Below are 24,115 nucleotides of genomic sequence, written 5' to 3' on the forward strand. Positions count from 1 at the left end.
CGGACGAAGCGGTCGGACGAAGCGGTCGGATGGTCGGTGGAACGAGCCGGTCGGATGGTCGGTCGAGCCGGGCGGACGTGAGGAACCACGCGCGACGACCCGGTCCGTGGCGCAGCGGACCGCCAAGGACCGCGCCCGCTAGTCGGCCTCCAGCACCGGGGATCCCTCCGGCCGGCGCGATGCGGAAGCCTCCGCACCCGCCGTCCCGGGCCGGGTCCGCTCGGCCCATGCGGCCACCGGAGGTCCTGCCGCGCCCAGGCCCGCGAAGAGCAGCCCGAGCAGCAGCCATCCGGTGTGTCCGAGTCCGAGGACCGCTCCGGTCAGGATCAGCGGGGCGAGGGCCTGGCCGGCGTCGAAGCCGATGCCGAAGAGGCCCTGGTACTGCCCTTGGGCGTGGTCGGGCGCGAGGCCGAAGCCGAGGGCGAAGCCGCCGGACGACTCCCACACCTCTCCGAGGCTGTGCACGCACACGGCGAGGACGGCGAGCACCGGTGCCACCCATGCGGGAACGTCGGCGGTCAGTGCCATGAGCGGACAGCCGACGAGGAACATGAGCCCGGCGAGACGGAAGGCACGGCCGCCCTGCCGCGGCGTCTCCACCTTGGAGCCGAGCCGGCTCTGGAGCAGCACGCAGACGCCGCTGTTGGTCGCGTAGACCGCGGCCACGGTCCAGCGCGGTGCGTCGGTGTGGGCGGTGAGCCAGATCGGCAGGAGGAGGGAGATGGTCTGGTACTGCAGGCTCATGGCGCTGTAGAGCGCGACGAAGGACACGTAGGGCCGGTCGGTGAGGACGGACCACTGACGGTGTTCCTTGGGTCGGGGCAGCGGCTGGTACTTCGGGATGCCCAGGAAGGCGATCAGCCCGGCGAAGGCGAAGCTGGCGGCGTTCGCGAGGATCAGCGCGGTGTAGGCGGGGCGCGTGTCGACCTGGATGGCGACGGCCGCGCCGAGGGTGCCGACGACGAAGCCGAGATTGACGAAGGTCCGGAGCCTGGCACGGAAGGCGGCAGGACGTTCACCGCCGACCCTCGCGACGAGCGCACCGCTCGCGGCGCTGCCCGCCGTGGCGGCCAGCCGGTCCAGGGTGGCGACGAGCGTGAACGCGAGCCAGCTGTCGATGAGGACGAAGGCCGCCATGGTGACGGCCTGCAGGACGAGGCTGGTCAGCCAGACGGTGCGGGGCCCGTACCGGTCGGCCAGATTCCCCGCCGGTAAGCCGACCGCCAGGCCGCAGAGGCCGGCGATCGTCAGGCCCGCTCCCACCTGTGTGGCGGGCAGGTGCACCACGAGCGTGAAGTAGAGGATGGACGCGGTGTTGAAGAGACCGTTGCCCACTCTGCTGACGAAAGTGGCGGTGATCAGAGCCCGCTGCGGACCCGGGTCCGAACCGCCGGATGCCTGTTTGGAAACCCTCTGCCTTTCCCCCCTGGTCATCATGCCGGTCAGGCTAACAGGGGCATTTCACAGCGCTGTTCAGGCTCATCGGGGGAGCGAGGCGCCGCACAGCGTGGTCCGGGGCTGGGGCTGGGGCTGGGGCTGGGGCTGGGGTTGGGGCTCGGGTCGGCTCCGTAGCCGAGGCCGGGTCCGACGGGCAATCCATTCCTTCCCGGCGTGCGTACTCATGGACAGGAACCCCTCGCATGCCCAAGTGCTCCGCGGAAGGAGAAGTGATCATGAATGCCCTGAAGCGCGTGGCCCTCGCGGTGGCCTCTGCCGCTCTCATGGCGGGCACCGCGGGTATCGCCGCGGGCCCCGCTTTCGCCGGCCAGCCCGGCCAGTCCTGTGAGGACCAGCCCACCCGACCGGGCCAGGCCATGTCCGCCCCCGGTTCCGCCTTCAACCCCGACGGAGTCGCGGGCACCAAGTACGCGGGCACTCAGCCCCAGAACTCCGTCAACCCCAAGTCCGTCTCGCAGTACGACGTGGCCTGCTTCCAGGTCTCGACCCACTGACAACCCTGCCCCGAAGGGCCCCCGGACCGACCGAGGAGGAGGTCGGCCGGGCCTCGCGTCACCCGCACACGCGGTGTGACGGGACCGCCCGAGCCCCGCTACCGGGTGTGCGGAAGCTCGTTGATCAGTGCTGTGGCCGTCAATCGGCGACGGCACCGAGACGAGGAGAAGCGCATGACGGACACGGACACGGTGGAGGGCTCGGCGGTACGGGAGGGGAGCCCGGACTCCGCGGTCGACCGGGTCGCGGACTTCTACGGGGCCTACATCGACGCCATCGACGACGGCACCGACGACCTGGGCTCGGAGCTCCGCTCCCACTACCTCACCGAGGACCTCCGGCAGCGGCTGGCCGCCTGGGAGGAGGCCAACCACGCGGACGGCGTCCTGCGGGCGCAGGACGTGCCCACGCGGTGGGAGGTGCGCTACCACGACTCCGGTGCCGGGCACCTGTTCACCACCGTCACCCTCACCTGGGGCACCGGCCCCGACGCCGGGCACACCCGACTGGCGGTGCAGAGCGATCTGAGCACCAAGCTCATCTCCGACATCGAGGACGCCTGACGTAGCCGGAAACCCGAAGACGGCGGGTCGGGCCGCCGCGCGGCGTGGTCCCCGCCGGGATCCCGTCCGATCGCAGGATCGGGCGGGATCTTCGTCGTTCCAGGGTCTTCTCGTTCGGCGTCGGCGATTGACCTGGCGCCGGCGCCGGCGTCGGCATCGCTGCTCGCGCGTGAGACGCGCGCCTTGCGCGCCTTGGATCGCGTGCCTCAGATCGCGCGTCGTAGCGCGGTCTCGACGGCATCGATCAGCGGATCGCCATCGGACCGTGGGTGCCGCGCGAGGCCGAGCTCGACGTCGGGCAGCGCGGGCAGCGCGTCCGCGTCGTGGCACGCCATGGCCGGTTCGATGTTGCCGGGCATGAGCGCCGCGACGCCGAGCCCGGCGCGTACGGCGGCGAGCACGCCGACCAGGCTGTTGCTCTCGAACGTCACCCGCCAGGGCCGGTCGCCGCGTTCCAGGGTCTCCAGCACCGCCGTACGCCACGAGCACGTGTTGGCGAACAGCACCACCGGCAGCGGATCGTCGGCCACCTCCACTCCCTGGCCGATCGCCCAGACCAGCGGCCGGCGCACCGTCCAGCGCGGCGGTCCGGGCAGGGCCGCGACCTCGTTGAGCACGAGTTGGACGCGGCCCGTTTCGTACGCCTCCCGCATCGCGGCGTCGGCCATACCGAGCACCTCCAGGGTCGCGCCGGGGTGCAGCCGGGCGAGGTCGGCGAGGACCTGCGGAAGCCGGGACGCGGTGAGGTCTTCAAGGAGCCCGATGCCACAGCGGCCGCTCAGCGTGCGCCCGGTCTCGGTGAGTGCCTGTGCGGAGAGCGCGAGGATGCGTTCGGCGTACGGCAGCAGCTCCTCGCCCGCGCGGGTCGGCGTCACGCCGGACGGCGACCGGTGGAGGAGCGGGCGGCCGATGGTCCTTTCGAGCTTGCGCATCTGCTGGCTGAGTGCGGGCTGAGTCTGTCCGAGCGTGGTCGCGGCGCGACTGATGCTGCCCGCCCGCACGACGGCGACGAAGGACCGCAGCAGCGCGGTTTCAAGATCCCTGGCCATAACGATTGATTATGTCGGCGACAGCGAATCAACCACTACCTATGTCCTGGCCGAAGGACCTAGCGTCAAGCGAGTGACCGGATACCGACGGATCCTCGCCCTGCCGGGCATGGCATCGCTGCTGGGCGTTTCCTTCCTCGCCCGTACCGCCGTCACGGCCGCCGTGATGGCGCTGACGATGCAGGTCGTACGGGGTCTGAACATGAGCTACGGGTCAGCCGGCGCCGTCGCCGCGGCCCTGACCACCGGCCTGGCGCTGGGCGGGCCCCTGCTCGGCCGCGTGATCGACCGGCGCGGCCCGCGCGCGGTGCTGCTGGTGACCGCCCTCGTGCAGGCCCTTTTCTGGCTGAGCGTGCCGGTCCTGCCGTACCCGGCCCTCCTGGGTGCTGCCCTCGGGGCGGGTCTGCTGATGGTGCCGGCCCAGTCGGTGACCAGGCAGGCGATCGCCGCGGCGACGACGCCGGTACAGCGCCGGGCCGCGTTCGCGCTGGAGTCGGTGCAGGGAGAACTGTCGTACATGGTGGGCCCGGCGGCCGTGATCCTGTGTGCCGCGCACGTGTCCCCCGGGGCCGTGGCGTGGGGGCTCGGCGCCGCGATCGCCGTCGGCGGAACCGGGATCGCCCTGCTCGACCCGCCGCTGCGAGCCGAGGCCGGGACGGTGCACGAGGGGAGGGCCGAGGCGGAGGTGGTGGCGGAAGCCGGCGCGGCCGGGCCGCGGCGCGCACGGCGCGCGTGGCCGGGCGCCGGCATGATCGCCGTACTGACGATGGCGTTCGGTGCGACGACGCTGCTCGGCGGCGTCGACCTCGCCGTCGTCGCCACGCTCCAAGAAGCGGGTCAGGTGTCCTGGGCGGCCGCTGTCGTCGCCGTGCTCGGCACGAGCTCGGTCGTCGGCGGACTGGTCTATGGCGCGCTGTCCCGCTCGCTGCCGACGTGGCTGCTGCTCGGCCTGCTCGGGCTCGTGACGATTCCCGTCGGGCTCGCCCACGACTGGCCCTGGCTGTGCGTGGCCGCTGCCGGCACCGGGTTTCTCACCGCGCCGACGCTTTCCGCGGTGGCCGACGCGGTGAGCCGACTGGCGCCCGCGGGCGGACGGGGCGAGGCGATGGGCCTGCAGTCCTCGGCGCAGAGCGCGGGGTTCGCGCTCGGATCCCCGGTCGTCGGTGTGGCGATCGACGCCTCGGCGCCGGCGGGCGGCTTCGCGGTGGCGGGTCTGGCCGGCCTCGCGGCCGCGCTGACGGGCTGGCTGCTGTCCCGGCGGAGGGTCGCGGGATCGTCCCGGCGGAGGGTCGCGGGATCGTCCCGGCGGAGGGTCGCGGGATCGTGCCTCAGTCCCGATCGGACCGCGCCCTCAACCCGTCCATCACCAGGTGGAAGAGGTGTTCCCGGCGCTCGGCGAGCGACGGGGCCTGGTCGGTGATCCAGCTGAGGGCATTGGCCAGCGCGAACAGATCGATCGCGGTCACCTCCGGCCGGATCCGCCCCGATTCCTGAGCCGCCGCCAGCAGCCGGCCACCCGCCTGGCGCATCGCCAGACAGTCGGCGTGCAGCGGCGATTGCGGGTCGCTCAGCGTGGCCATCAGGGTGGCCGGCAGACCCTGGTAGGCACCCGCGCCGAGCGTGAACTCATCAAGCCACTCGGTCAGCGCACGCTCGGCCGGGGCGGTGGTGGCAAGCACGTCCGCCCGTTCGGCGAGGTGCGTGAAACGCCGGTGCAGCAGGGCCTCCAACAGCGCGTCCCGGTTCGGGAAGTGCCGGTAGAGCGTGCCGAGGCCGACGCCGGCGCGGCGCGCGATGTCCCGCAAGGAGGCCAGGGTTCCCTGCTCGGCGACGGCCTCCGCCGCCACTTCCAGGATGCGGTCACGGTTGCGCTGCGCGTCGGTGCGCGGCGCGCGCCGTTCGCCGGGGCGTGACTCGATGGACATGAGGGAACCTCACCTTTGACAAGCGGAGCACTGCTCCGGTTACCTGTTCCGGAACAGTGCTCCGGATTCTATCGGGGGCGCTCCACTATGGGATTCGGGGAGGAACCCATGAGCACGGCAACGATGCGAGCCGTCCGGCTGCACGCCTTCGGCGAGCCCGATCAGCTGGTCTACGAGGAGGTCGCCCGGCCCGAACCCGGCCCGGGCGAGGTGCTGGTGCGCGTCCACGCGGCCGGCGTCAACCCGCCCGACTGGTACGCACAGCGCGGCTTCGAGAACTTCCCGGCCGAATTCCGACCCGCCTGGACGCCCCCGCTCATCCTGGGCAGCGACATCTCCGGCGTCGTCACGGCTCTCGGCCCGGGCGTCACCGAGTGGCAGGCCGGCGACGAGGTCTTCGGCCTGATCAACTTCCCCGGCCGCGGCTCCGGGTACGCCGAGTACGTCGTCGCACCCGCCGCCCACCTGGCCCCCAAGCCCGCCACCCTCGGGCACGTGGAGGCCGCCGCCGTACCGATGGCCGGACTCACTGCCTACCAGTACGTCTTCACCCACCTCCGCGGCGACGTCGGCTCCACCGTCCTGATCAACGGCGCGGCGGGCGGCGTCGGCCACTTCGCCGTCCAACTCGTCAAGGCGGCCGGCGCGAAGAGCGTCATCGCCGTCGCCTCCGGCCGGCACGAGCGGTTCCTGCTCGACCTCGGCGCGGAACGTTTCGTCGACTACACCCGGACGCCCCCGGAGGAGCTCGCCCACGACGTGGACCTGCTCATCGACACGGTCGGCGGCCCCGACGCGCACCGCCTCCTGCCCACCGTACGGCGCGGCGGCCGGATCGCACCCGTCTTCCTGGGTGACTACCACCGCGACCGCGCGGCCGAACTCGGAGTCCTCGTCAACGAGGCCCTGTGGCAGGTGCGCTCGAACGGCGCGGACCTGACCGAGCTGGCCACCCTCATCGACACCGGCCAGGTGCGCGTCGCCCTCGACACCGTCTTCCCCTTGCACGACGCGGCCGCCGCCCACACGCGCGCCGAGCAGGGCCACCTCCAGGGCAAGATCGTCCTGAGCGTGGAGGGGGAGGGCCTGCGGTGAATGCGATGGCCGCAGCCACTCGCTGAAGGCTGTGACGAGGACGGTGGCCTCGCACTGAGTACGGAGCTTGATCACGTGATGTCGGCCGGTCGTCCATGACCAGACTGGTCGCGGTCATCCCGCCTGGGATCGAGACGGGGCGGCCCGTGGGCGGGCGACCTGGGCGCGGTTGCGGGCCCGGACGGCCCGGCGCTCCCCGGCCTCGGCGAGCACCGTGGCTCTCGCCTCCTCTCCGGCGTCGAATGGCGCCGGAGAGAAGCGGTCGCTGGCTCTGACGTGCCGTTCCCAGTCGTCCTGCCAGAAGTCCACCGTCCAGCCCGGCCACACCTCCGATACCCGGTACGCCTGTGGCGAGGAAAAGAGTGACCACCAGCCCACACGGCGGCGTTCCAGGTCGAGGTGGATGCCGGCGTTGACGTGCAGGCGGCAGACTCCGTGCCCAGGAGCGTCCGCCAGGCGGTGGAGCAGGGCGGCTCCCTCGCTGACGGGGTGGTCGAAGGCATCAGAGGCGACGTGGCAGCGGCCGGTGCTGACCGTGATCACCACACCGCCTGGGTCGGGCCCGGACAAGTCCTCCTCGCCGGGGGCGAGGAGCGGGGCCGCGGAAACGTCCGCATCGCGGCAGCGGACGTACTCCGGGTCCAGCCCGACGTACTCACGCAGTTCGGCCGGGCCGTCGTACAGCCAGCGGACCTCCCAGCCCGGCCATGCCGCTCGGATCAGCTCGAACATGGCCGCGCGGTGGCGGAGCTCAGTGCTGGGCCCCTCCCAGGCGAAGAACAGGAGCACCTTCCGGCCGAGGTCGATCAGTATCCCGCCCTGGGCCATGGTGTCGTCCAACCACCAGCCGTCTTGCCGGAGTCCGGGAAGCGCGGCGAGAAGCGGCGCGGGTCCTTCCAGCAGGTCGAGGTCGATCCCGACCGCCCAGCCGGTCCGGTACAACTCATGCGTGCCGTTCTCGCGGACCACGATGATGTTGGCTCTGTCTCCCATCGGGTCAGGATGACCGGGCGGAGAGCTGTCGGCCATCCGTTTTGCGGCGGCCTGGAGTCTCCGGTGTCCAGAAGCGGCGAGGTTCAGGGCCGAGCAACAGGGCTTTGTGTCGTTAACACCTCGTCCGACACCCGCGGCACCCTACGGGAGATCCACTGCAGCCAATTTTGTGCGCACAGAGAACACTTCGACGGCACCGCCAGGCAAGCATCGTTTACGCGAATCCGTAACTTCTGCACGTACGGGGCCTATCTGCAACTGACGGCCGACAAGCTGCATCAAGGGAGTAAGTCATGAGTTCCCAGGTGAAGGCATTCGGGTTCGGCATGCCGTGGGAATCGTTGTACGGGTACAGTCAGGCCACCCAGGTCGGTGACACGGTTTATGTGTCGGGGCAGCTGTCTCATGACGGTCGTGGCAACTTCGTGGGTGCCGGCGACTTCGAACTGCAGGTCCGCACCTCGCTGGAGAATCTGGACCTGATCCTGAGGCAGTTCGGGGCCGAGCGTGGCCAGATAGCAGAGACCACGGTTCTGGTGAGAAACCTGCGCGAGAACTTCGACACGACGGCACGCCTCCACGCCGAGTACTTCGGGGAGCACCGGCCCGCCAGCACGGTCATGGGCGTTTCCGACTTGGCGCTGCCGGACCAACTCGTCGAGATCGGCGCGCTCGTGCGTCTCGATGTGAAGCCATAGGTGAGGAGTCCGGCTTGGTTCCTTCAATGAGCGTCCTTCATCCTGAATAGCCGCAGGTCGGGAGGGTATGGATGGCTTGGATGACGGTGCCGATGCGGCGGGTGGAGCATCTGGCCCGCCGGAGTGGTGGCCAGGTCTTCAGCTGTGCGAACGCACCTCTCCGGGAGCCCGCAGCCGAGCGTGATCGCGGTTGAACTGCTGCTAGTGCTTGAGTTGTTCGCGATGGTGGTAATAGGAGCGCGAACGGTGGCGCCGGCTCTTTGATAGGCCTGGTCCGCGAGAACGAGGATCTGCCGGGTCAGGCCCCCGCCTGGACGATGCCATGAGCCCGTGCTGCGGTCAGGTCGTTGGCGCGCCCCGGTGCCGCTCGGGAGAACCAGAGTGGGGTTCCGTCCGGACGCGCGATGACCCGGTCGTTCATGCTGCGCTTCTTGTTTTGGGAGTAGTACGGCTTGTCGGCGGCGATGCGGTCGGTGGGGACGAGGGTGTCTGGGTGATGAGGAAAGGAGCGGCGTAGGCGATGCCGGCCTCGACCGGGATCCGTATCTCGCCGTTCCCTTCCGGGGTCTCTTCCACAGGACACAGCTCGCACGTCAGCACGTCAGCACGTCAGCACGTCACACATCAGCGATCAGGGCATAGCGCTCATCGTCCACCGGGCCACCCCAAAGGTCCGGTTCATCGCTGAGCGGTTCCATGCGCAGGGCGGAAACAAAGGGGCTCACGGCCGCCGCCAGTTCCTTGGCGCTGATTCCGCCGTTCCAGGGCAGCGATTCGGCGCCGGCAACGTACGGCACACCCTCCTGGCCCGCCTCCCGCCACCTTCCTTCGATCAGCACAAGCCGCCCTCCCGGACTCAACCGGGAGACCCACTCACGCAACGCAGCCTCGGGATCGGGCAGCGTCCATACGAGATGCCGCGACAGCACGACCCCGAAACGCTGTTCCCCCGTCGGCGGCATCATGGCGTCGCCCACCAGGAAACGGCCTTCGAGACCGGCGGCGCCGAACTTCTCGCGCGCCTGGTGGATCATGTTCGGTGCCAGGTCGACTCCGGTCACCCGGTGCCCGGCTTCGGTCAACAGCGAGGACATCGATCCCGTGCCGCAGCCGATGTCGAGAACATCCACGGGACCGGACGGCATCCAGGAGTGCAGGAGCCGAGCCCAGGCAGCGCGGGTGTGGTCGGCCCGCAGTCCGTGGTCGGGCTCGTCGTCGAACGACGCCGCAGCGGCGTCCCAGTACGCAGTGATCAAAGCAGTGCGGTCGGTCATGCGCAGATGTTCTCAGGAGCCACTGACCGTGTTCACGGCATCCGGCAGCGATCGTTCGGCTCGTTTGGAGCCAGTCTTCCGGCCCGGCGCACGCGTGACGGAAGTAGTTTTGGGAACGGCCGCCGTCGGGTGCGATTCGTCGACGATCCACTGAGGGAGGGGTAGGGGCCGGCGCACGCCGTCCCCTACCCCCGGAGCCGAGGGGGCAGTCACGGCTCGTGTACGGGTCGTCATTGCGAGTCGGACGACCTGTCCGCCGTCGTCGTCGGTCAGTTGCCAGGTTCCCGTACCGGAAAGACGCCAGCCGTCCTCGAAGTCGAAGTCCTGCCCATCAAGTTTTTCAAGAAGGGCCGTTCCATCTTTACGAAGCACCACACGGGTCCCCTCGACGTTCTCCCACCCCCCAGCGACTTCGGCCGCCGTGGCGTCGTGGAGTCCTGTCCCCTCGTAGTACTGATAGGGGCCGGCGCACGCCGTCAGAGCGGTCAAAACCACCATCAAGACACCGAGGGCGGCTCCTCGCACACGCCGTCTACTTCCGCCCACCACCAGGATCTCCCACCCTCAGCCTCCGCATCAGCTCACCGATCGAGGCGACGGTGGAGAGATATCTTGCCAGACGGGTTGAACGTGTTCAACGGACCGCGCGTACTCGTCCCGCGCGATCCGCAGCCACCACCACCGACGCGGCATCCGCGCTGTCATTCCCCAGCCCTCCGACCAGATCGGCCACCGCCTGCGGCGAGGCAGTGCCGGCGGCCGACCGCCGTCCTTCGACGCGGAGGCAAACAAGCACGCAACACGGTCGAGCGATGCATCAACCGGCTCAAGCAGTGGCGCGGCCCGGCCGTGCGGTGCGACAAGCTCGCCGTCGCCTACCCGGCCGCACTCCACCTTGCCGCCATCCTCATCTGGGCCCGGCGATAACGGCCGTCAGCGATCGACAACCCAACGCCCGTCCGCAGGCGAAGAGCCAGTACCGACGTGCTTCACGACGCTGAACGCCATGCGCATGGGGAACGGTGTCCTCACCCGGACGTCACGCGGCTAAACCCTCTCGACGGGCAGGAACGCCCAGGCGTTCTGGAGGTCGGAGTCGGAAGGCGCCAGCTCAAGCTGAGGCGGGAAGATCGCCAGCGGCGACACCACCACCTGCAGCTCCTTGTCGGGAACACGGATGAAGAAGGGCACCGGCAGCGGCTGCTGCGGAGCCAGCTCGATCTTCCACTCACGGGTGGGGAAGTCGCTCACCGGCCCCAGGATCACCCTCTCACCCTTCTCCGCCTCCTCGTAACTCAGGGAACGGGAGGGGAAGATGCGGGCGGGAATCTGGATGGCGGCGGTGCCATCATCCTTGACCTCCACCGAAAACTCTTGCTCTCGTTCCGGCGCGGCCCCCAAAGCCGAAACGGTCACACCATTCTCCCCGGCTGTGAGGACTCGCGCCTCGGGGCCTTCAGTGCCGGGCCAGCTGACGATGCGATAGACGCCAGATTTCAAGAATTCCATGGGTGACTCCTTCGCCTGGTGATCGCCGCGGCTGACTCCGGTCGACAGCCTCCTGCGGCGACAAATGGGCCGGCCCGCAGATCGGCCGGACAACCGGGCAACGCTGCAGAAGCCCTGAGGATGCGCCACGAGACGGCAAACCACCTGAATGCGGGAATTACCCCAAGGAGGCAGCCCTAGTTGTTGTTGGCCGGCCGCTCGCCGGGAACCGTAGCGAGTGCAAGGGAGGAGAGGGGCCCGGCGGCAAGGCCGCCTTCGGCAAGACCCTCACGATCTCTGGTGGCGTCTGCGCCAGGTGGACCAGTGCAGCAGTCGGCCGCTGACGGGGCCGGTGGGCCGAAGGTGATCGCGAGTAGCCGACGGATCTCCGGGACGGTCAGCGGGAGCGGTTCGAGGCTGCGGGTCAGGTGTTGGGGTTCTTCAGGCCGGTTGACGGCCTGACCCGCGGCGATGGCTGCAAGGAAGGCCAGGGCGAGCATGGCGAGGGTGATGTGCCGGTGCCACGAGGTCCAGTTGCAGGCCTGGTAGTGGTCGAGTCCGACCTGACCCTTGGCGGCCTGGAAGCACTCCTCGGCGCTTCAGTGGACACCGGCGACACGGACCAGCTCGGCCAGGGGTACCTCGGTGGGCGACGAGCACAGGTGGAAGGCGAGTTCACCGCTGGTGCGGTTGCGGCGGATCAGCAGGTGACTGCGGCTACCTGGGCCGATGCGGACCCAGGCCCAGTCGTAGTAGCGCAGACCCTTCGCGCCGTTGCCCGCGCTCTGTCGCTGCCAGGCGGTGGCGGGCAGGCGGCTGGCGGCGGTGCCCGCGCGGATGGCGGTGCGGCCCTGGTTGATCCGTGCCCGTGTTGAGCAGGCGACGGCCATCACGTAGCCGGTCCCGCGCTCCTCCAAGGCGGCTCGAAGCTGCGGGTCCTGCCCGTACCCGTCGCCGGCCGGGTCCGCAACAAGCTTGCGATTCCAGACTGCCAAGCCACGTTTTTACGGGGTCATGTCCTTGGTGAGGCGGGCGGTTCCGCCGTCGCCGGTGAGTGACGCCGACTGGTATCCCTCGCTCTGGTAGAGGGCGATGTTCTGCCGGCTGTGGACGCCGGTGTGCAGCACGATGCGGCGGCAGCTCGGCTCGGCCGCGGCTTCGGCGGTGCGCAACAGCCAGCGGCCCAGTCCCTGGCCCCGCAGGTCGGGTACGACGCCGAGCCGGCCCAGGTGCCAGTCGGTGTCGACACGTCGGGCCCGCACCATGCCCAGCAGCCGGCCATCCCGCCACAATCCCATGGCGTGCCAGGTCGCCAGCCACTCGCCTGTCTGCTCCGGTGACTCGTGCAAGGCCGGGATGGCCAGGGTGTCGTTGGCGAGGGCCTCGTCCACCCAGCAGCACCGCTGCAGCACCGTGACCTCGGGAGCGTCATCAGGGGTCAGCCGCCTCAGGTACGAACCCGGCAGCGGACCGGGCGGCAGGCCGGGGCGTGCCCCTTCGCGCATCGGACGCAGGGCGTGGGCAACCCGGACCAGTTCGTCCAGGACACCGACGGCCGCCGCGGCAAGAGTGGCGCTCGGGCGGATCCGTCCGTCTTCGACCGCGTCACTGATGCGCATCGCGACCGTGCGTCCCAACGGCACCAGGCGCAGTGTGGTCACCACCTGCTTGGCGTGCTGGACCGAGCGCGTGCCCGCGGAGGTGTTCCCGTAGCTGATGAAGCCGATCGGTTTCCATGCCCACTCGGGACCGAGGTAGTCGAGCGCGTTCTTCAGGGTCGCCGGCATTCCGTAGTTGTACTCCGGCGTCACCACTATGAAGCCGTCCGCGGTGTTCACGAGCGCGCTCCATCGTCTGGTGTGTTCGTGGGCGTAGAGACCCGACGACGGATGCTCCTCTTCGTCCAGGAAGGGCAGGTCGAGGTCGCCGATGGCCATGGGCACGAGTTCGACGTCGAGTTCCCCGGCGCGAGGCGTGATCGTCTCGATCAACCACGTGCCGACCGCCGGGCCGAGGGCGCCCGGCCGGGTGCTGCACACCAGGACGAGGACGCGCGCCGTTTTCGTTGACATGGAAATGAAAATAACCGGTAGATTGGTTACATGTCAAAGAAGTCCTCGGCTGAGAATGTGCGCTGGCTGAACCCTGACGAAGAGCGGGCGTGGCGGGCCTACCGGCGCATGGTGGTCGCCGTGCAGGCCGCCACGGCGCGTGACCTGGCCACGGTCGGGCTCTCCGAGCCCGACTACGAGGTGCTCAGCACGCTGTCGGAGCGGCCCGACCACACCAGCACGCTGCGGGAGCAGGCCGCCAAGATGCGATGGTCCCGCAGTCGGCTCTCCCGGCACGCCACCAGGATGGAAGCGCGTGGCCTCCTGCGACGTGCGCCCGACCCGGCGGATGGCAGAGGATGTTTCCTCGTTCTCACCGACCACGGCCTGGACACGCTCAAGAACGCCGCCCCGACACATGTCGCCTCGGTGCGACGCCACTTCATCGACCGGCTCCCGCCCGAGGACCTCAGCGCCCTCGAACGCATCACCCGGAAGCTGGAGGACGTCGAGGGCTGACGGTGAGCGCCGGCCGGCCGCGCACCTACGACGGCGACCGGCGAGACCCGGCACCCGTGGTGACTGGCGACGAAGCCCGCGGCCGGGACCTGCAGCTCCGGACAGCGCTGAAGGCCCGGAAGGTGGGCCCTCGCCGTAGCCACTACAGACGACGCTCCGCCGACCAGATCACGAAGCCGCACTGGAGTCTTAGAGGTCGCGCGGATAGGCAGTCGACGGAGTGAGTGGCGGATGAGGCAGGCACAAGTTCCGAGACCATGGAGTTGCGACGCGCGTGATCCTCAAGGAGACCTGTGCCTGCTCTGCCACCATGGCTGACCGAACCGCTGTGGGACCAGTTCGCCGGGCTGCTCCCCGAGAGGCAGGAGTTCGATTCGGCCCATCCGCTGGGCTGTCATCGCCGACGTGTCGCCGACCGGATCGTGTTCGACAAGCTGCTGCAGGTCCTGCGCTTCGGCTGCTCCTACGAGGCCATCGCGGATACGACCTGCTCGGCCACCACGATCCGAAGCCGCCGTGACGAGTGGATGCGACAGGGCCTGTTCGCCAGGCTCAAGCAGATCGCGCTGGACGCCTACGACCGCATCGTCGGCTTGGTCCTCGACCGGATCGCGGTGGACGGCGCGATCACCAAGGCCCCGGGCGGCGGCGAGGCGGCCGGGCATTCACCCGTCGACCGGGGCAAACAGGGCATGAAACGCTTCGGGATGACCGACGGCTACGGCATCCCGCTCGGCCGCGTCCTGGCCGGCGCCAACCGCCACGACTCCCCGCTCCTGGCCCCCACCCTCGACCTGCTGCGCGGACTTGGACCACTGCCGGACGACATCACCGTGCACTTAGACGTCGTCTCGTTTGGCGTGGAACTCACAGGTCTCGGGCCGGGCCGTACGCCTCGCGGGTCCGCTCGTTAGGTCCCGTGGGGAGGTACTCCAGCAGGACGGGACCGGGGTGCAAGCCCGCGCTGGCCCAGCCGGCCATCTCTTCGCCGGTCAGGTAGCGGTACAGCCACTCGGCGAAGTCCATGGCGTGGCCAGCCCAGTCGCCCTCCGAGCCCTGGACCACGATTCCGTCGGGGTAGCCGTGGACCTCTGGAGCCAGGAAGACAGCGGCTCCCTGGTCCGTGCTGGCAAGAGGGATGAGGCCGTCGGAGGAACCGAAGGTGATCTGCGGACGGTTGCAGATCACTCGGGGATCAGCATCGGGTTCCAGGTCGTCGGACTCCCATGACCGCCACTCGGACCAGCCTTCCGCCTCCGACCGGATCTCCTCGCCCAGGTTCCGCCATGCACAGGCCGGGTGGGACGAGAGGTAGAGGTTCCCGTTGAGCTGGACGGGGGCGTACGCATCGACGATCGCCTTGTAGTCGGCGGGAAGCCTTCTGTCGATCTCATGCTCCAGGTGCAGCCAGGCAGCAGGATCGTTGTAACGGTTCTCCGCTGGGCCGAGCATGGCAAAGACGGCCTGCAGATAGTCGGTCATGGCGGTCATGCCCCTCGAAGATGCTTGCCGGGATTGTCTCGTGCCAGCATCGAGCACCCCTCCTGCCGACGGTTGGCCGGGGTCCTCGTTGTCTTGGCATGGAGATGGTGCGGCAGCTGGTGCCAGACAGCTTGTGGGAGTTCTTCCTTCGTGTGATGCCCGAAGCGCCGGTGCGTCCACAAGGCGGCGGACGTCGCAGGGCTGACGACCGCGGGGTCCTGGCCGCGATCCTTTTCGTTGCCACGACCGGCTGCACATGGCGGCAGCTCCCACCCTTGTTCGGCGCATCCTGGCAGACCGCCCACCGCCGATTCACGCACTGGACCGAAGCCCGGGTTTGGGCCAAGCTCCACCGCATCATCCTCGATGAACTGGGCGCCACCGGGGAACTGGACTGGTCGAGGTGTGCGATCGACTCAGTGAGCCTGCGGGCAGTAAAAGGGGGCCGCTGACGGGACCGAATCCGACCGACCGCGGCAAACTGGGATCGAAGATCCACCTGATCACCGACCGGAATGGACTGCCTCTCTCGCTGGGCGTCTCGGGCGCCAACATGCACGACAGCCTCGGCCTGGAGCCGCTCGTGCGCGGGATTCCGCCGATCCGTTCTCGCCGTGGACCCCGCCGACGACGGCCTGCGAAACTGCACGCGGACAAGGGATACGACTATGTCCACTTGCGCCGATGGCTCCGCAAACGCGGCATCCGCCACCGCATCGCCCGCAAGGGCATCGATTCCTCGCAACGGCTCGGCCGCCACCGGTGGGTAGTCGAGCGGACTGTGTTCTGGCTTGCTGGGTGCCGCCGGCTCCACCGCCGCTACGAACGCAAGGCCGAACACTTCCTTGGCTTCGTCGGCATAGCCGCGACCCTCATCTGTCACCGCCGCCTCACCAACTGAGACGACGTCTTAGATGCCGGCTACGACTCCGCCGAAACCCGCACGGAGCTGGACCGGCGAGGACTGCACGGGCAGATCGCGCACAAGGGAGAGAAGGCACCGATCCAGGCGAGTCGGCGGTGGCACGTTGAGCGCACTCACGCCTGGCAAAACGCCTTTCACCGCCTGGCCCGCTGCTGCGAACGCCGCACCGCTGTGATCAACGCCTTCTTCGACCTCGCCGACACCGTCATCACCGTCCGCGGCCTGATCCGCCGGGCGTGGACCACCCACCGCTGGGACGGCCGCCCACAGCACCGCCGGTGACTCAACTCTCCCCCTGCGGCTCCTCGTCCGTTTGCTCCACGCCATCCAGATCATCGGCATAGTGCTCAATCGCCCGCCGGTAGTCCTGCACCCGACCGTCGCTGCTGGTGGCGGCCAGCGTCTTCAGCAGCAGCCGCACCGCCTCACGGCCTTCACCCTCGTTGTACAGCGCCATGGCTAGGAAAGCCTGAAGCGCCGGATCGTCGGGGAACTCCTCAAGACCGTGCCGCAGGGTCTGCACGGCCTGCCCGTAGGAGCCCAGGACCCGGTGGGTGCTCCCCAGCCCGAGGAAAGCCCCGTGACGATCCTCCGGAGACAGGCCCGCACGACCCAGGGCCCGCTCGTAGAACGGAACAGCTTCGCGCTCCAGGCCGAGAACATCGTGTGCCCAGGCGGTCTGGTAGGCGATCTCGACATCCTCGGGATACCGCTCGGCCAGCTCCACCAGTTGTTCTCGGGCCTGCCCGGCCTGGCCCTGTTCCCGCAACTGCACCGCTCGCGCCAGCGCCGCGGTCCTCTCGTGATCATCGCTCATGTCGCCCTACGCTGGCACACTCCGCCCGATCAGCCTAGTTCGGCCTCGCTGCAACCAGCATCCATGGCCATTCCGCGCGAGTTCTTAGCCTCGCGCTTTCACGAGGTGGGGTGTCCGAGGCTTGATCAAATAAGCGGAGAGTGCTCCTGACCTGCAACGATGGGACTTGTCGAGGGTCCTGTTGGCTGCATGGGAAGAAGCACTCTCCAGGTGAAGAAGGGTATCGGGTCGTACCTGCGTGTCCGCATCGAGGGCGGCGGCAGGGCGGTGGTCTCGTAGGCCGGGGAAGTGCTGCTGGTCGAGACCGTCCGCAAGTCGGCCTGGACACCGCGATATCAGCAGCGCTCACGCCGTGGCGGAAGGCTCGGGCGGTGCACATCCGGGCAAGATCCTGCTGGACGTGGCCCTGGCGGTCGCATTGGGCGGGGACTGCCTCGCGGATGTCGGCATGCTGCGGGCCGAGCCGGCCGTGTTCGGGCCGGTGGCCTCCGATCCGACGGTCTCCCGCCTGATCGACACCCTCGCCGCCTCCGGCCAGAAGGCCCTGCAGGCGACTCGTTCCGCACGGGCCCAATCCCGCGATCGGGTCTGGCAGCTGGCCGAGGGCAGTGCGCCGGATGCGGGCGGGACGGTGATCGTCGACCTCGACGGGGTGCTGGTGATCTCGCACTCCGACAAGGAGGACGCCGCACCCACCTGGAAGCGGACCTACGGGCACCACCCCTTGATGGGGTTCGTCGACCACGGGCAGGGCGGCCACCGGCTCCCCGCTCCCGCCGCTTCCGTGGTCGACGAAGGCCATCAGAGGACGGTGTCCGAACGGGGCGCCGGCTACCGGACCGGGGCGCCTCTCGCGTCTCTGGCTGCGCGTCGCACCCCGTCGGCCTCAGCGGCATCAGGCCAAGGGCGGAAGACAGTTTGGCTTCGGGTTCGCGCCGTCTCAGTCGGCGGCCGGGAACAGGGTGACGTGGGCAGCCTCTCCGGCGTGTGTCACGATCTCCCCAACCTGTGGGGGGTGTTGCTGAATGGCGCAGGACATTGCGCTGCGGCCGGTGGTGGATCCGGCCCTCGAGGACGCGGAGCGCGCACTGCTGGAGAAGTCCGCCGACGGACTGTTCCCAGCCACGCTGCCGCTGCCCGAGAAGCCGGGGCTGGGCGGCCGTACCAAGGCGGACATCTTGACGGCCCTGGGGGTCTCCGCGGTGTGCGCGCTGCTGCCGGTGACGATCCTGTGGGCGCTGATCGGCGTGTGGCCCGGCCTGGCCGTCGGGCTCGCGGCGCAGGCGGGGTTGATCTGGGTCGGGGTCCACTTCGGGTTCGAGGTGTTCATCCTGACCGTCGTGGTCGTGCACCTGCTGGCCTGGCTGCTGATCGTCGTCCTCCGCTGCGGGACCGACGAGCGGCAGCGGGTGGCCCGGCTGCGCCACGGCCGCTACTACCTGGCCGAGGACTTCGGCGACGACTCCCTGCGCGAGCTGCTGGGCCACTCGCCGCTGCGCCGGATGGAGCGCGCCCAGGCCGCCGTGACGGCGGTACTCCAGTCGCAGGTCGACCGGGACGGGCTGCTGGACGACATCGCCAACGACGTGACGCTGCCGGCCCAACAGTACGAGATCGCCCAGCGCCTGGCCGAGCTGACCCGGCTGGCGCGGAAGGTGCGCACCGCTGCCGGGGACGCCTCCGGCTCGCGGGTGGAGGAGGTGCTGCGGACTCAGCGGCAGGCGCTGCGGCTGTCGTCGAGCGCGCTGGAGGAGCGGGTGGAGGCGCTGGAGCGGTACGCCGAGAACACCCGCGCGGCGGACGCGGCGTACCGCGAGTGGGAGGCCGTACGAGAGCTGGAGCAACTCGGCGAGGACATGTACGAGCTGGTGGTGAACACGGTGCGGGACGAGCTGGCCGTCGCCGAGATCGAGGCGCTCGCCGACCGGTCCCGGCTCCAGGACCTGCACCGGATGCTGGACGAGGCGCGGGAGGCGGGGCTGCTGGCCACGCGGTTCGCCGACGAGCCGGCCGACCGCCGGTCCGGCGACAGCGGCCGGGCGTGAGGGGGAGCACGACATGACGCAGACATCCCAGCCGAGACGCGAGTTCCACTCCGGCCGCGGCAAGAAGACCTTCGACCGGATCCCGGGCGGGTTCTACCTGGTCGGCGCCCTGGTGATCCTCTTCGAGGTGGTCACGCTCGGCGCGGTGGGCCTGGCCCTGGCCGTCGGCGACCCGAGCGACGACGGGGCATCCCCGGACAAGGAACCCCGGCGGGTCGAGGTCACCTACATCGCGACGGGCGACCACCCCTCGGTGAACCTCACCGTCGGGGAGGCGAACGGCAACCACGAGCCCCACGGGATCGTCATCCTGCCGTACCGCAAGACCGTCGAGCTGCCGGCGGGCGCCGACTTCTATCTGGACGTCAGAAGCCGCGAGGACCAGGAAGGGGGCACTCTCACGTGCACCGTGCTGGTCGGCGGCAAGGTGGTCCAGCAGGCGCACAGCACACCGGACTCCTCGTCCGCCACCTGCACGGGCAGCACCGCGGACGCCCCGAAGCGGGGCATCCCCGTGCCCTCTCTCACCCCCGGCGCCTCCCCGCTGCCCGAGGAGCGGCGGCTCACCGGGACCGTCAAGGTGCCGGACTACCCGGGCGAGGGCTCGCCGGTCATCGGCACCGTCACGGACTCCTCCCTGGAGTACGTGGAGCTGGGCGGCACGTGGGACCGGAGCAAGCCGCTGGATCCGGTCTTCGACGGCTTCACCCGCAAGCAGGAGGGGCGCCAGCGCGCACTCGTGAAGTCCACGCAGGTCGACGAGGACATCATGGCCGCGGCCGGCGGCACCGGGGAGCTGCGGGGCGTGGCGGGCGCGGTGATGGACGAGCGGCGGCGCTACGAGTACCCCCGCGACCAGGCGATCCTGGTCGACGTCGCCTCGCAGCCGCTGAAGGTCGACGGACATGACGCCTGGCTGCTGGTCAGCGAGATCCACTTCCACAAACGCGGGGTGCCGTCCACGATGGACCTGAACGCGGTCCTCGTGGTCGACACCGGGCGGGTCCGCCCCTCGGTACTGTGGGTCGTACTGCCGGAGACGAACAAGAAGCTCTGGCCGGACCTAAACACTCTGGTCGCATCCGTCCAGGTCCGCTGACCTGCACCGATACGGGACGGGCCCGGGCGCGCGACGCGTCCCGGGCCCGTCCGGCAGAGCGCGACGCCGGCCGGGCACGGCATCGAGTTGGCGGCGACCAGGTCGACGAGCCCGCCCGACGCACGGGTGCGGTGCCAGACGATCGTGCAGTAGCGCGAGCGGAGCCACTGCTCGACGTGCTCGTACGTGGTGGCGGTGGCTGGCCATCCGTGGAGGCGTGCGACGTTCAGACGCAGCACCTCGCGGTCGCGCTGGGCGGGGACTGCCTCGCGGATGTCGGGACGCTGCGGGCCGAGCCCGGCGTGTTCGGGCCGGTGGCCTCCGACCCCACGGTCTCCCGGCTCGTCGACGCCCTCGCCGCAGCCGGGCCGAAGGCCCTGTCCGCGATCAGGACCGCTCGGGCGGCGTGCGCGAGCACGTGTGGAAGCTGGCCGGCACTGCGGCGCCGGATGCCGCGGGGCAGGTGATCGTGGACCTGGACGGGGTGCTCGTGCTGGCTCACTCCGAGAAGCAGGACGCCACCGCACCTGGAAGAAGACCGTGGCGGCGCCACGACCTTGACCTCAACCGCGCTTGAGGTTCTAGCCTGGCGATCATGACGACTTCAAGCACCCCGCCGAACGGCACCGCCACGCTTGGCCAGCGGCCCATCGCGCTGGTCGCCTGGGGCGCCACCGAGGCGATCCTGCGGCACTCGCAAGCCGCCCTGGCGCGGATCGACGTGACCCAGCCCCAGTGGTGGGCGCTCAACAACATCGTCCGCGCCGAGCACGGCCTCACCAGGGAGGAGGTCCGCGCCGTGGCCGTGCCCTACGGCATGGGCACCCAGGTGATAGTCGACGCCGCCGACGCCCTCGTACACCGCGGCTGGCTCGGCATCGGCGCGGACGGTCGGCTGACCATCACGGAACAGGGCCGCGAAGGCCTGACAACGGCGAAGGAACACATGGACCGGGTGCGTACGGAACTCCTCGGCGACATCACGGAGGAGGAGTACGCGACGGCAGTCTCCGTGCTCCAGCGCGTCACCGACAACCTCGCCCATGGATTGTCGTGAAGGCTGGTCACAGCCCATCTGACCACCACCAAGAAGGACACCTTGGTCGGGGACGGGGCCGCGGCGAACAAATCGAGATCGCCTGCGTCCGTTCGCATTGGTCGTCCAGGTGGGCAACACGGGCAACACTCCGGCCATCGACCCGTCCGATGAGGCGACGCCGACCAGGTCCGACTTGCGCACGACGGCCACTGCCGAGGGGACGTGGAGAATCGGGTCGGCGTGCGGGATCAGCGTCGGCGACGTCGGTCATGGAGGGCATGCGCACCCGGCTCGCCCAGCCGAGCGAGGTGCCGGCCGGTCAGCGCTTGACGATCCGGTCGAGGACGGTCGCGACGCCCGACTTCACCGCGTCGCGGTGCGGGAGAGGCTCCGCGGCGAGGTCGCTGGTGGGGCGTACGCCGCGGTCGGCGAGGATGTAGAGCAGGCGGAGGGTGCGGAGGCAGTTGCTGATGTGGGCGGGCACGGGGGTGCTGATGCGGTCGGCTCCGAAGCGGTCCGCGATCGGCTCCAGCCAGCCCACGGCGTCGCGTGCGCTCAGGTCGGTGCGGGTGAGGACGCGGGCGATCGCCCGGGCCAGGCGGTCGTCCTCCAGCTGGTCGTATATGTGGTGGGTGGGCGCTGTGAGCCGTGCGGCGGCGAGGTCCAGCATCCTGGCCGGCGCCACCTCGGGGCGGCGGCCGAAGGCGGCGAGCAGGTCCGCGCCGTGTGCCACCGCGTGGAGCCAGCCGAGCTTCTCGTCGTGGCCGCGCAGATCCTCCTCCGCCGGGTACCAGCGTTCGAAGGCGTCCACCCAGCCGGCCTTGAAGTCACCGGCGGTCACCAGCATCTCGAGCACGAGCGGTGCGAAGGTGCGGGCCTCGATGCGTGCGTCGGTGAGCCGGCCGGCCATCTCGTCTCCCAGCTCCAGCCGCAGGGACGGCTCGATCGCTCCACGGGCGATCCAGGTCGCGAGAACGCTGTAGGGAGCGCCGTCCCGGATCAGCGGGTCGGGATCTGCCAGGGCGCGGGACAGTTCGCGGACGAGGTCGTCCATGGGGCGGTCGGTGGGTACGGCGCAGTCAGCGGCTTCGATGTTCTTCCAGTCGTTCATGATCGGCAGAGTAGGTCCCTGCCGCCGTCGCCGCCTGCGAATTTTGTCCAGATATCGATGTGATCGACCAACTGGCTTACATGGCATAGAAGTTCACGTTACAGCGGCGCTCCCGGCGCGTGAGTTTGCCGGACCCGCGGTGGGTGGGTTGCTCGTTGTGCTTGTCCGGCGCGGTCGGTCCCCCCGATGTCGAGAGTGGATGAACGGCCCTCCGAACCCGACTGGACCGCCCCACCGTTGGAAGGGGGCTTCGGTCGGAAGGCGCGGGCCCGTCTCGCTCTTCGCGGGCTCGTCGCGGCGCTGCTCGAACGGATCGGTGCGGGGCTTGCGGGATCGGCCCCAGGGTGGAACTCCCGATCAGGCCGCCGGGTGCCGGCGGGCGCGGAGCAGGCGGACGCCCTTCGCGACGTACACGGCGGTCATCAGCGCGAAGCCGACAGCAGTGAGCCAGAACCAGGAGTCGGCCAGCGTGAAACTCAACAGCAGGCCGCCGACGAGCAGCAGTGTGCTGACGGTCTCCAGCAGGTCGAGGCGCGCCTTGGAGCGGACCGCGAGGTCCGGTTCGCGCAGTCGACGGATGGCGGGGACGAGGCCGAGCGCCTGAAGGGCGGCCAAGCCGAAGGTGATCCAGACGAGCCAGTCGGGTATGCCCACGGCGCGCACTGTACCGCCCGCGCGGACCTCGAGAGGAAGGCCCCCCGGGGGGAATCGGGGGTGGTGGGGTGCGGGTGAAGGGTCGTGCGTTCAGGGCATGGCGAGGCGGCGCACGCCGCCGGTCGCCCGTACCCCTCTGGTCACTCCCGACGGATGGTGCGTGCCCGGCGGTGGTCGCGAAGCCGGCCCTTGTTAGATCTTTAGCCAAGATGCTAAATATTCAGCATGACGGGAACTCAGGACGAGGGCGAGGCCGGTGCCTTCCGCGCCCTCGCCGATCCGACGAGGCGCCAGATCCTCGAAGACCTCAGAGGCGGCGAGATGGCGGCCGGCGAGATCGCCGCCAGGTTCGCGATCAGCGCACCCTCCATCTCGCGGCACCTCGGCGTGCTCAAGGGCGCCGGGCTCGTCACCGAGCGACGGGAGGGCAACCGGATCATCTACACGCTGGCCGAGGATCGCCTGGCCAACAGCATCGGCCGGTTCCTCAGCGCCGTCTGCCCCGAGCAGATCGTGCTTCGCCACACCGCATGGCGCCACGGAGCGCCGAGGGAGGGATCATGATCCAGCCGCGACTGTCCAGCGTCGTGGAACGCCGGCTTCTGGTGAACTACCGAGTCGCGCCGGATGCCGCCGCGCGCCTGCTCCCCGGGCCCCTGCGCCCGCAACTGGTGAACGGCCACGCGGTCGCCGGGATCTGCCTGCTGCGCCTGGGAAGCGTTCGGCCCACCTGGGCACCCAAGACGGTCGGACTGCGCAGCGAGAACGCGGCACACCGGATCGCCGTCGAATGGGACGGACCGGACGGTGTCGAGACCGGCGTCTACATCCCGCGACGCGACACCGCCTCGCGGATCAACACCTGGGCCGGAGGCCGCCTCTTCCCCGGCGAACACGGCCGCGCCGACTTCGAGGTGCACGAGACGCCCGACCGGATGCGCGTCGCCCTGGCGACACGGGACGGCGACACCCGCGTCGACGTCACCGTCGAGCAGACCGACGCGCTGCGGGGCAGCGAACTCTTCGCCGATCTCGCCGAGGCCTCCCGCTTCTTCCAGGACGGATCCAAGGGCTTCTCGGCCACCGGCTCCGGCCGTCACCTCGACGGCATGGAACTGCGGACCGACGCCTGGCACGTGGAAGCCGGCCGCGTTCGCTCCGCCGCCTCGTCCTTCTTCGACGACCCCGACCGCTTCCCGCCCGGGAGCGCGACACTGGACTGCGCTCTGATCATGCGCGACGTCCCCGTCAGCTGGCGGCCGCTGCCGGCCATGGCCTGCGAACCCGACGACCGAATCCTTACGTCACCGGGCGTCCCCGTCACGTAGGGCGCCT

General features: G+C 69.8%; 25 protein-coding genes and 7 pseudogenes. 18 read left to right on the forward strand and 14 right to left on the reverse strand.

What is annotated here, in order from left to right; all coding sequences use genetic code 11:
- Positions 1-138 precede the first annotated feature (138 nt).
- A complete protein-coding gene (locus ACFYU9_RS24985; RefSeq protein WP_389346050.1) occupies positions 139-1,437 on the reverse strand; it encodes an MFS transporter in 1,299 nt (432 codons plus the stop codon).
- 236 nt (positions 1,438-1,673) lie between these two features.
- Here ACFYU9_RS24985 and ACFYU9_RS24990 point away from each other — a divergent pair, with 236 nt between their 5' ends.
- Positions 1,674-1,952, forward strand: a complete 279-nt coding sequence (locus tag ACFYU9_RS24990; RefSeq protein ID WP_389211930.1) for a hypothetical protein — start codon at positions 1,674-1,676, stop codon at positions 1,950-1,952.
- 174 nt (positions 1,953-2,126) lie between these two features.
- The gene (locus tag ACFYU9_RS24995; RefSeq protein WP_389346051.1) at positions 2,127-2,516 is read left to right on the forward strand and encodes a hypothetical protein; all 390 of its coding nucleotides are present in this window, start codon (positions 2,127-2,129) and stop codon (positions 2,514-2,516) included.
- Positions 2,517-2,722: 206 nt separating this feature from the next.
- Here ACFYU9_RS24995 and ACFYU9_RS25000 read toward each other — a convergent pair whose 3' ends face one another.
- The gene (locus ACFYU9_RS25000) at positions 2,723-3,565 is read right to left on the reverse strand and encodes a LysR family transcriptional regulator (protein WP_389346052.1); all 843 of its coding nucleotides are present in this window, start codon (positions 3,563-3,565) and stop codon (positions 2,723-2,725) included.
- Between ACFYU9_RS25000 and ACFYU9_RS25005 the strand changes: the two genes are divergently transcribed.
- Positions 3,483-4,985, forward strand: a complete 1,503-nt coding sequence (locus ACFYU9_RS25005) for an MFS transporter (RefSeq protein WP_389346053.1) — start codon at positions 3,483-3,485, stop codon at positions 4,983-4,985. The genes ACFYU9_RS25000 and ACFYU9_RS25005 overlap by 83 nt on opposite strands.
- Here ACFYU9_RS25005 and ACFYU9_RS25010 read toward each other — a convergent pair.
- Positions 4,894-5,490 carry a TetR/AcrR family transcriptional regulator gene (locus ACFYU9_RS25010; protein WP_389211938.1) on the reverse strand — a complete coding sequence of 199 codons (597 nt, stop codon included), beginning with the start codon at positions 5,488-5,490 and terminating at the stop codon, positions 4,894-4,896. The genes ACFYU9_RS25005 and ACFYU9_RS25010 overlap by 92 nt on opposite strands.
- A 108-nt stretch (positions 5,491-5,598) precedes the next feature.
- On the opposite strand from ACFYU9_RS25010, the gene ACFYU9_RS25015 reads away from it, so the two are divergent.
- The gene (locus tag ACFYU9_RS25015; RefSeq protein ID WP_389346054.1) at positions 5,599-6,585 is read left to right on the forward strand and encodes an NADP-dependent oxidoreductase; all 987 of its coding nucleotides are present in this window, start codon (positions 5,599-5,601) and stop codon (positions 6,583-6,585) included.
- Positions 6,586-6,699: 114 nt separating this feature from the next.
- Here the strand turns inward: ACFYU9_RS25015 and ACFYU9_RS25020 are convergent, their stop codons facing one another.
- Entirely contained in the window at positions 6,700-7,578 is an 879-nt protein-coding gene (locus tag ACFYU9_RS25020; protein WP_389346055.1) for a hypothetical protein, read from the reverse strand.
- Positions 7,579-7,871: 293 nt separating this feature from the next.
- Between ACFYU9_RS25020 and ACFYU9_RS25025 the strand changes: the two genes are divergently transcribed.
- Positions 7,872-8,276: a RidA family protein gene (locus tag ACFYU9_RS25025; protein ID WP_389211944.1), complete on the forward strand. Its 405-nt coding sequence runs from the start codon at positions 7,872-7,874 to the stop codon at positions 8,274-8,276.
- Positions 8,277-8,313: 37 nt separating this feature from the next.
- On the opposite strand, the pseudogene ACFYU9_RS25030 reads toward ACFYU9_RS25025, so the two are convergent.
- The 3 genes and pseudogenes from ACFYU9_RS25030 to ACFYU9_RS25040 form a co-directional block, all read right to left on the reverse strand.
- Positions 8,314-8,763: pseudogene (locus tag ACFYU9_RS25030) on the reverse strand (transposase family protein); the annotation flags it as partial.
- 130 nt (positions 8,764-8,893) lie between these two features.
- Positions 8,894-9,550, reverse strand: a complete 657-nt coding sequence (locus ACFYU9_RS25035) for a class I SAM-dependent methyltransferase (protein ID WP_389346056.1) — start codon at positions 9,548-9,550, stop codon at positions 8,894-8,896.
- Positions 9,551-9,562: 12 nt separating this feature from the next.
- Positions 9,563-10,048, reverse strand: coding sequence for a hypothetical protein (locus ACFYU9_RS25040; protein ID WP_389346057.1), 486 nt, complete (start codon positions 10,046-10,048; stop codon positions 9,563-9,565).
- A 142-nt stretch (positions 10,049-10,190) separates the two neighbouring features.
- Between ACFYU9_RS25040 and ACFYU9_RS25045 the strand changes: the two are divergent.
- Positions 10,191-10,477: pseudogene (locus ACFYU9_RS25045) on the forward strand (IS5/IS1182 family transposase); the annotation flags it as partial.
- 120 nt (positions 10,478-10,597) lie between these two features.
- Here ACFYU9_RS25045 and ACFYU9_RS25050 read toward each other — a convergent pair.
- Positions 10,598-11,059 (reverse strand): hypothetical protein, encoded by a 462-nt coding sequence (locus tag ACFYU9_RS25050; protein ID WP_389346058.1) that lies wholly within the window; start codon positions 11,057-11,059, stop codon positions 10,598-10,600.
- A 176-nt stretch (positions 11,060-11,235) separates the two neighbouring features.
- Here ACFYU9_RS25050 and ACFYU9_RS25055 point away from each other — a divergent pair.
- Positions 11,236-11,343, forward strand: a pseudogene (locus tag ACFYU9_RS25055) (IS5/IS1182 family transposase); the annotation flags it as partial.
- Positions 11,344-11,637: 294 nt separating this feature from the next.
- Here the strand turns inward: ACFYU9_RS25055 and ACFYU9_RS25060 are convergent.
- Complete coding sequence (locus ACFYU9_RS25060) at positions 11,638-12,033, reverse strand: hypothetical protein (RefSeq protein WP_389346059.1); 396 nt, start codon at positions 12,031-12,033, stop codon at positions 11,638-11,640.
- A gap of 9 nt (positions 12,034-12,042) precedes the next feature.
- A complete protein-coding gene (locus ACFYU9_RS25065) occupies positions 12,043-13,110 on the reverse strand; it encodes a GNAT family N-acetyltransferase (RefSeq protein WP_389346060.1) in 1,068 nt (355 codons plus the stop codon).
- A gap of 30 nt (positions 13,111-13,140) precedes the next feature.
- Between ACFYU9_RS25065 and ACFYU9_RS25070 the strand changes: the two genes are divergently transcribed.
- On the forward strand, positions 13,141-13,608 hold the full coding sequence (locus ACFYU9_RS25070; protein WP_389346061.1) for a MarR family winged helix-turn-helix transcriptional regulator: 468 nt from the start codon (positions 13,141-13,143) through the stop codon (positions 13,606-13,608).
- Positions 13,609-13,901: 293 nt separating this feature from the next.
- Positions 13,902-14,453 (forward strand): annotated as a pseudogene (locus ACFYU9_RS25075) (transposase); the annotation flags it as partial.
- 22 nt (positions 14,454-14,475) lie between these two features.
- Here the strand turns inward: ACFYU9_RS25075 and ACFYU9_RS25080 are convergent.
- Positions 14,476-15,099 (reverse strand): hypothetical protein, encoded by a 624-nt coding sequence (locus ACFYU9_RS25080; protein ID WP_389346062.1) that lies wholly within the window; start codon positions 15,097-15,099, stop codon positions 14,476-14,478.
- Between the two features lie 95 nt (positions 15,100-15,194).
- On the opposite strand from ACFYU9_RS25080, the gene ACFYU9_RS25085 reads away from it, so the two are divergent.
- Both ACFYU9_RS25085 and ACFYU9_RS25090 read left to right on the forward strand, forming a co-directional pair.
- A protein-coding gene (locus ACFYU9_RS25085) for an IS5 family transposase (RefSeq protein WP_389346235.1) occupies positions 15,195-15,991 on the forward strand; the annotation gives its coding sequence in 2 pieces (ribosomal slippage) (positions 15,195-15,525 and positions 15,525-15,991; 798 coding nt in all).
- Positions 15,992-16,297, forward strand: a pseudogene (locus ACFYU9_RS25090) (transposase); the annotation flags it as partial. It abuts the gene before it with no gap.
- Between the two features lies 1 nt (position 16,298).
- On the opposite strand, the gene ACFYU9_RS25095 reads toward ACFYU9_RS25090, so the two are convergent.
- Positions 16,299-16,832: a tetratricopeptide repeat protein gene (locus tag ACFYU9_RS25095; protein ID WP_389211960.1), complete on the reverse strand. Its 534-nt coding sequence runs from the start codon at positions 16,830-16,832 to the stop codon at positions 16,299-16,301.
- 210 nt (positions 16,833-17,042) lie between these two features.
- Between ACFYU9_RS25095 and ACFYU9_RS25100 the strand changes: the two are divergent.
- From ACFYU9_RS25100 to ACFYU9_RS25120, 5 genes and pseudogenes are all read left to right on the forward strand, one after another.
- Positions 17,043-17,589: pseudogene (locus tag ACFYU9_RS25100) on the forward strand (transposase); the annotation flags it as partial.
- A gap of 268 nt (positions 17,590-17,857) precedes the next feature.
- The gene (locus tag ACFYU9_RS25105; RefSeq protein ID WP_389211962.1) at positions 17,858-18,877 is read left to right on the forward strand and encodes a hypothetical protein; all 1,020 of its coding nucleotides are present in this window, start codon (positions 17,858-17,860) and stop codon (positions 18,875-18,877) included.
- 13 nt (positions 18,878-18,890) lie between these two features.
- Positions 18,891-19,976 (forward strand): hypothetical protein, encoded by a 1,086-nt coding sequence (locus ACFYU9_RS25110; RefSeq protein WP_389346063.1) that lies wholly within the window; start codon positions 18,891-18,893, stop codon positions 19,974-19,976.
- A gap of 239 nt (positions 19,977-20,215) precedes the next feature.
- Positions 20,216-20,535, forward strand: a pseudogene (locus tag ACFYU9_RS25115) (transposase); the annotation flags it as partial.
- A gap of 36 nt (positions 20,536-20,571) precedes the next feature.
- Complete coding sequence (locus ACFYU9_RS25120; RefSeq protein ID WP_389346064.1) at positions 20,572-21,033, forward strand: MarR family winged helix-turn-helix transcriptional regulator; 462 nt, start codon at positions 20,572-20,574, stop codon at positions 21,031-21,033.
- 301 nt (positions 21,034-21,334) lie between these two features.
- Here ACFYU9_RS25120 and ACFYU9_RS25125 read toward each other — a convergent pair whose 3' ends face one another.
- Together ACFYU9_RS25125 and ACFYU9_RS25130 are read right to left on the reverse strand one after the other, a co-directional pair.
- Positions 21,335-22,126 carry a DUF2785 domain-containing protein gene (locus ACFYU9_RS25125; protein WP_389346066.1) on the reverse strand — a complete coding sequence of 264 codons (792 nt, stop codon included), beginning with the start codon at positions 22,124-22,126 and terminating at the stop codon, positions 21,335-21,337.
- A gap of 357 nt (positions 22,127-22,483) precedes the next feature.
- Complete coding sequence (locus ACFYU9_RS25130) at positions 22,484-22,780, reverse strand: hypothetical protein (RefSeq protein WP_389346067.1); 297 nt, start codon at positions 22,778-22,780, stop codon at positions 22,484-22,486.
- A 225-nt stretch (positions 22,781-23,005) separates the two neighbouring features.
- Between ACFYU9_RS25130 and ACFYU9_RS25135 the strand changes: the two genes are divergently transcribed.
- On the forward strand, positions 23,006-23,344 hold the full coding sequence (locus ACFYU9_RS25135; protein WP_389211972.1) for a metalloregulator ArsR/SmtB family transcription factor: 339 nt from the start codon (positions 23,006-23,008) through the stop codon (positions 23,342-23,344).
- Complete coding sequence (locus ACFYU9_RS25140; RefSeq protein ID WP_389346068.1) at positions 23,341-24,108, forward strand: DUF2071 domain-containing protein; 768 nt, start codon at positions 23,341-23,343, stop codon at positions 24,106-24,108. The genes ACFYU9_RS25135 and ACFYU9_RS25140 overlap by 4 nt, the downstream gene beginning before the upstream one ends.
- Positions 24,109-24,115 lie beyond the last annotated feature (7 nt).

This window comes from Streptomyces sp. NPDC004327, from assembly GCF_042873935.1.
Taxonomy (GTDB): Bacteria; Actinomycetota; Actinomycetes; order Streptomycetales; family Streptomycetaceae; genus Streptomyces.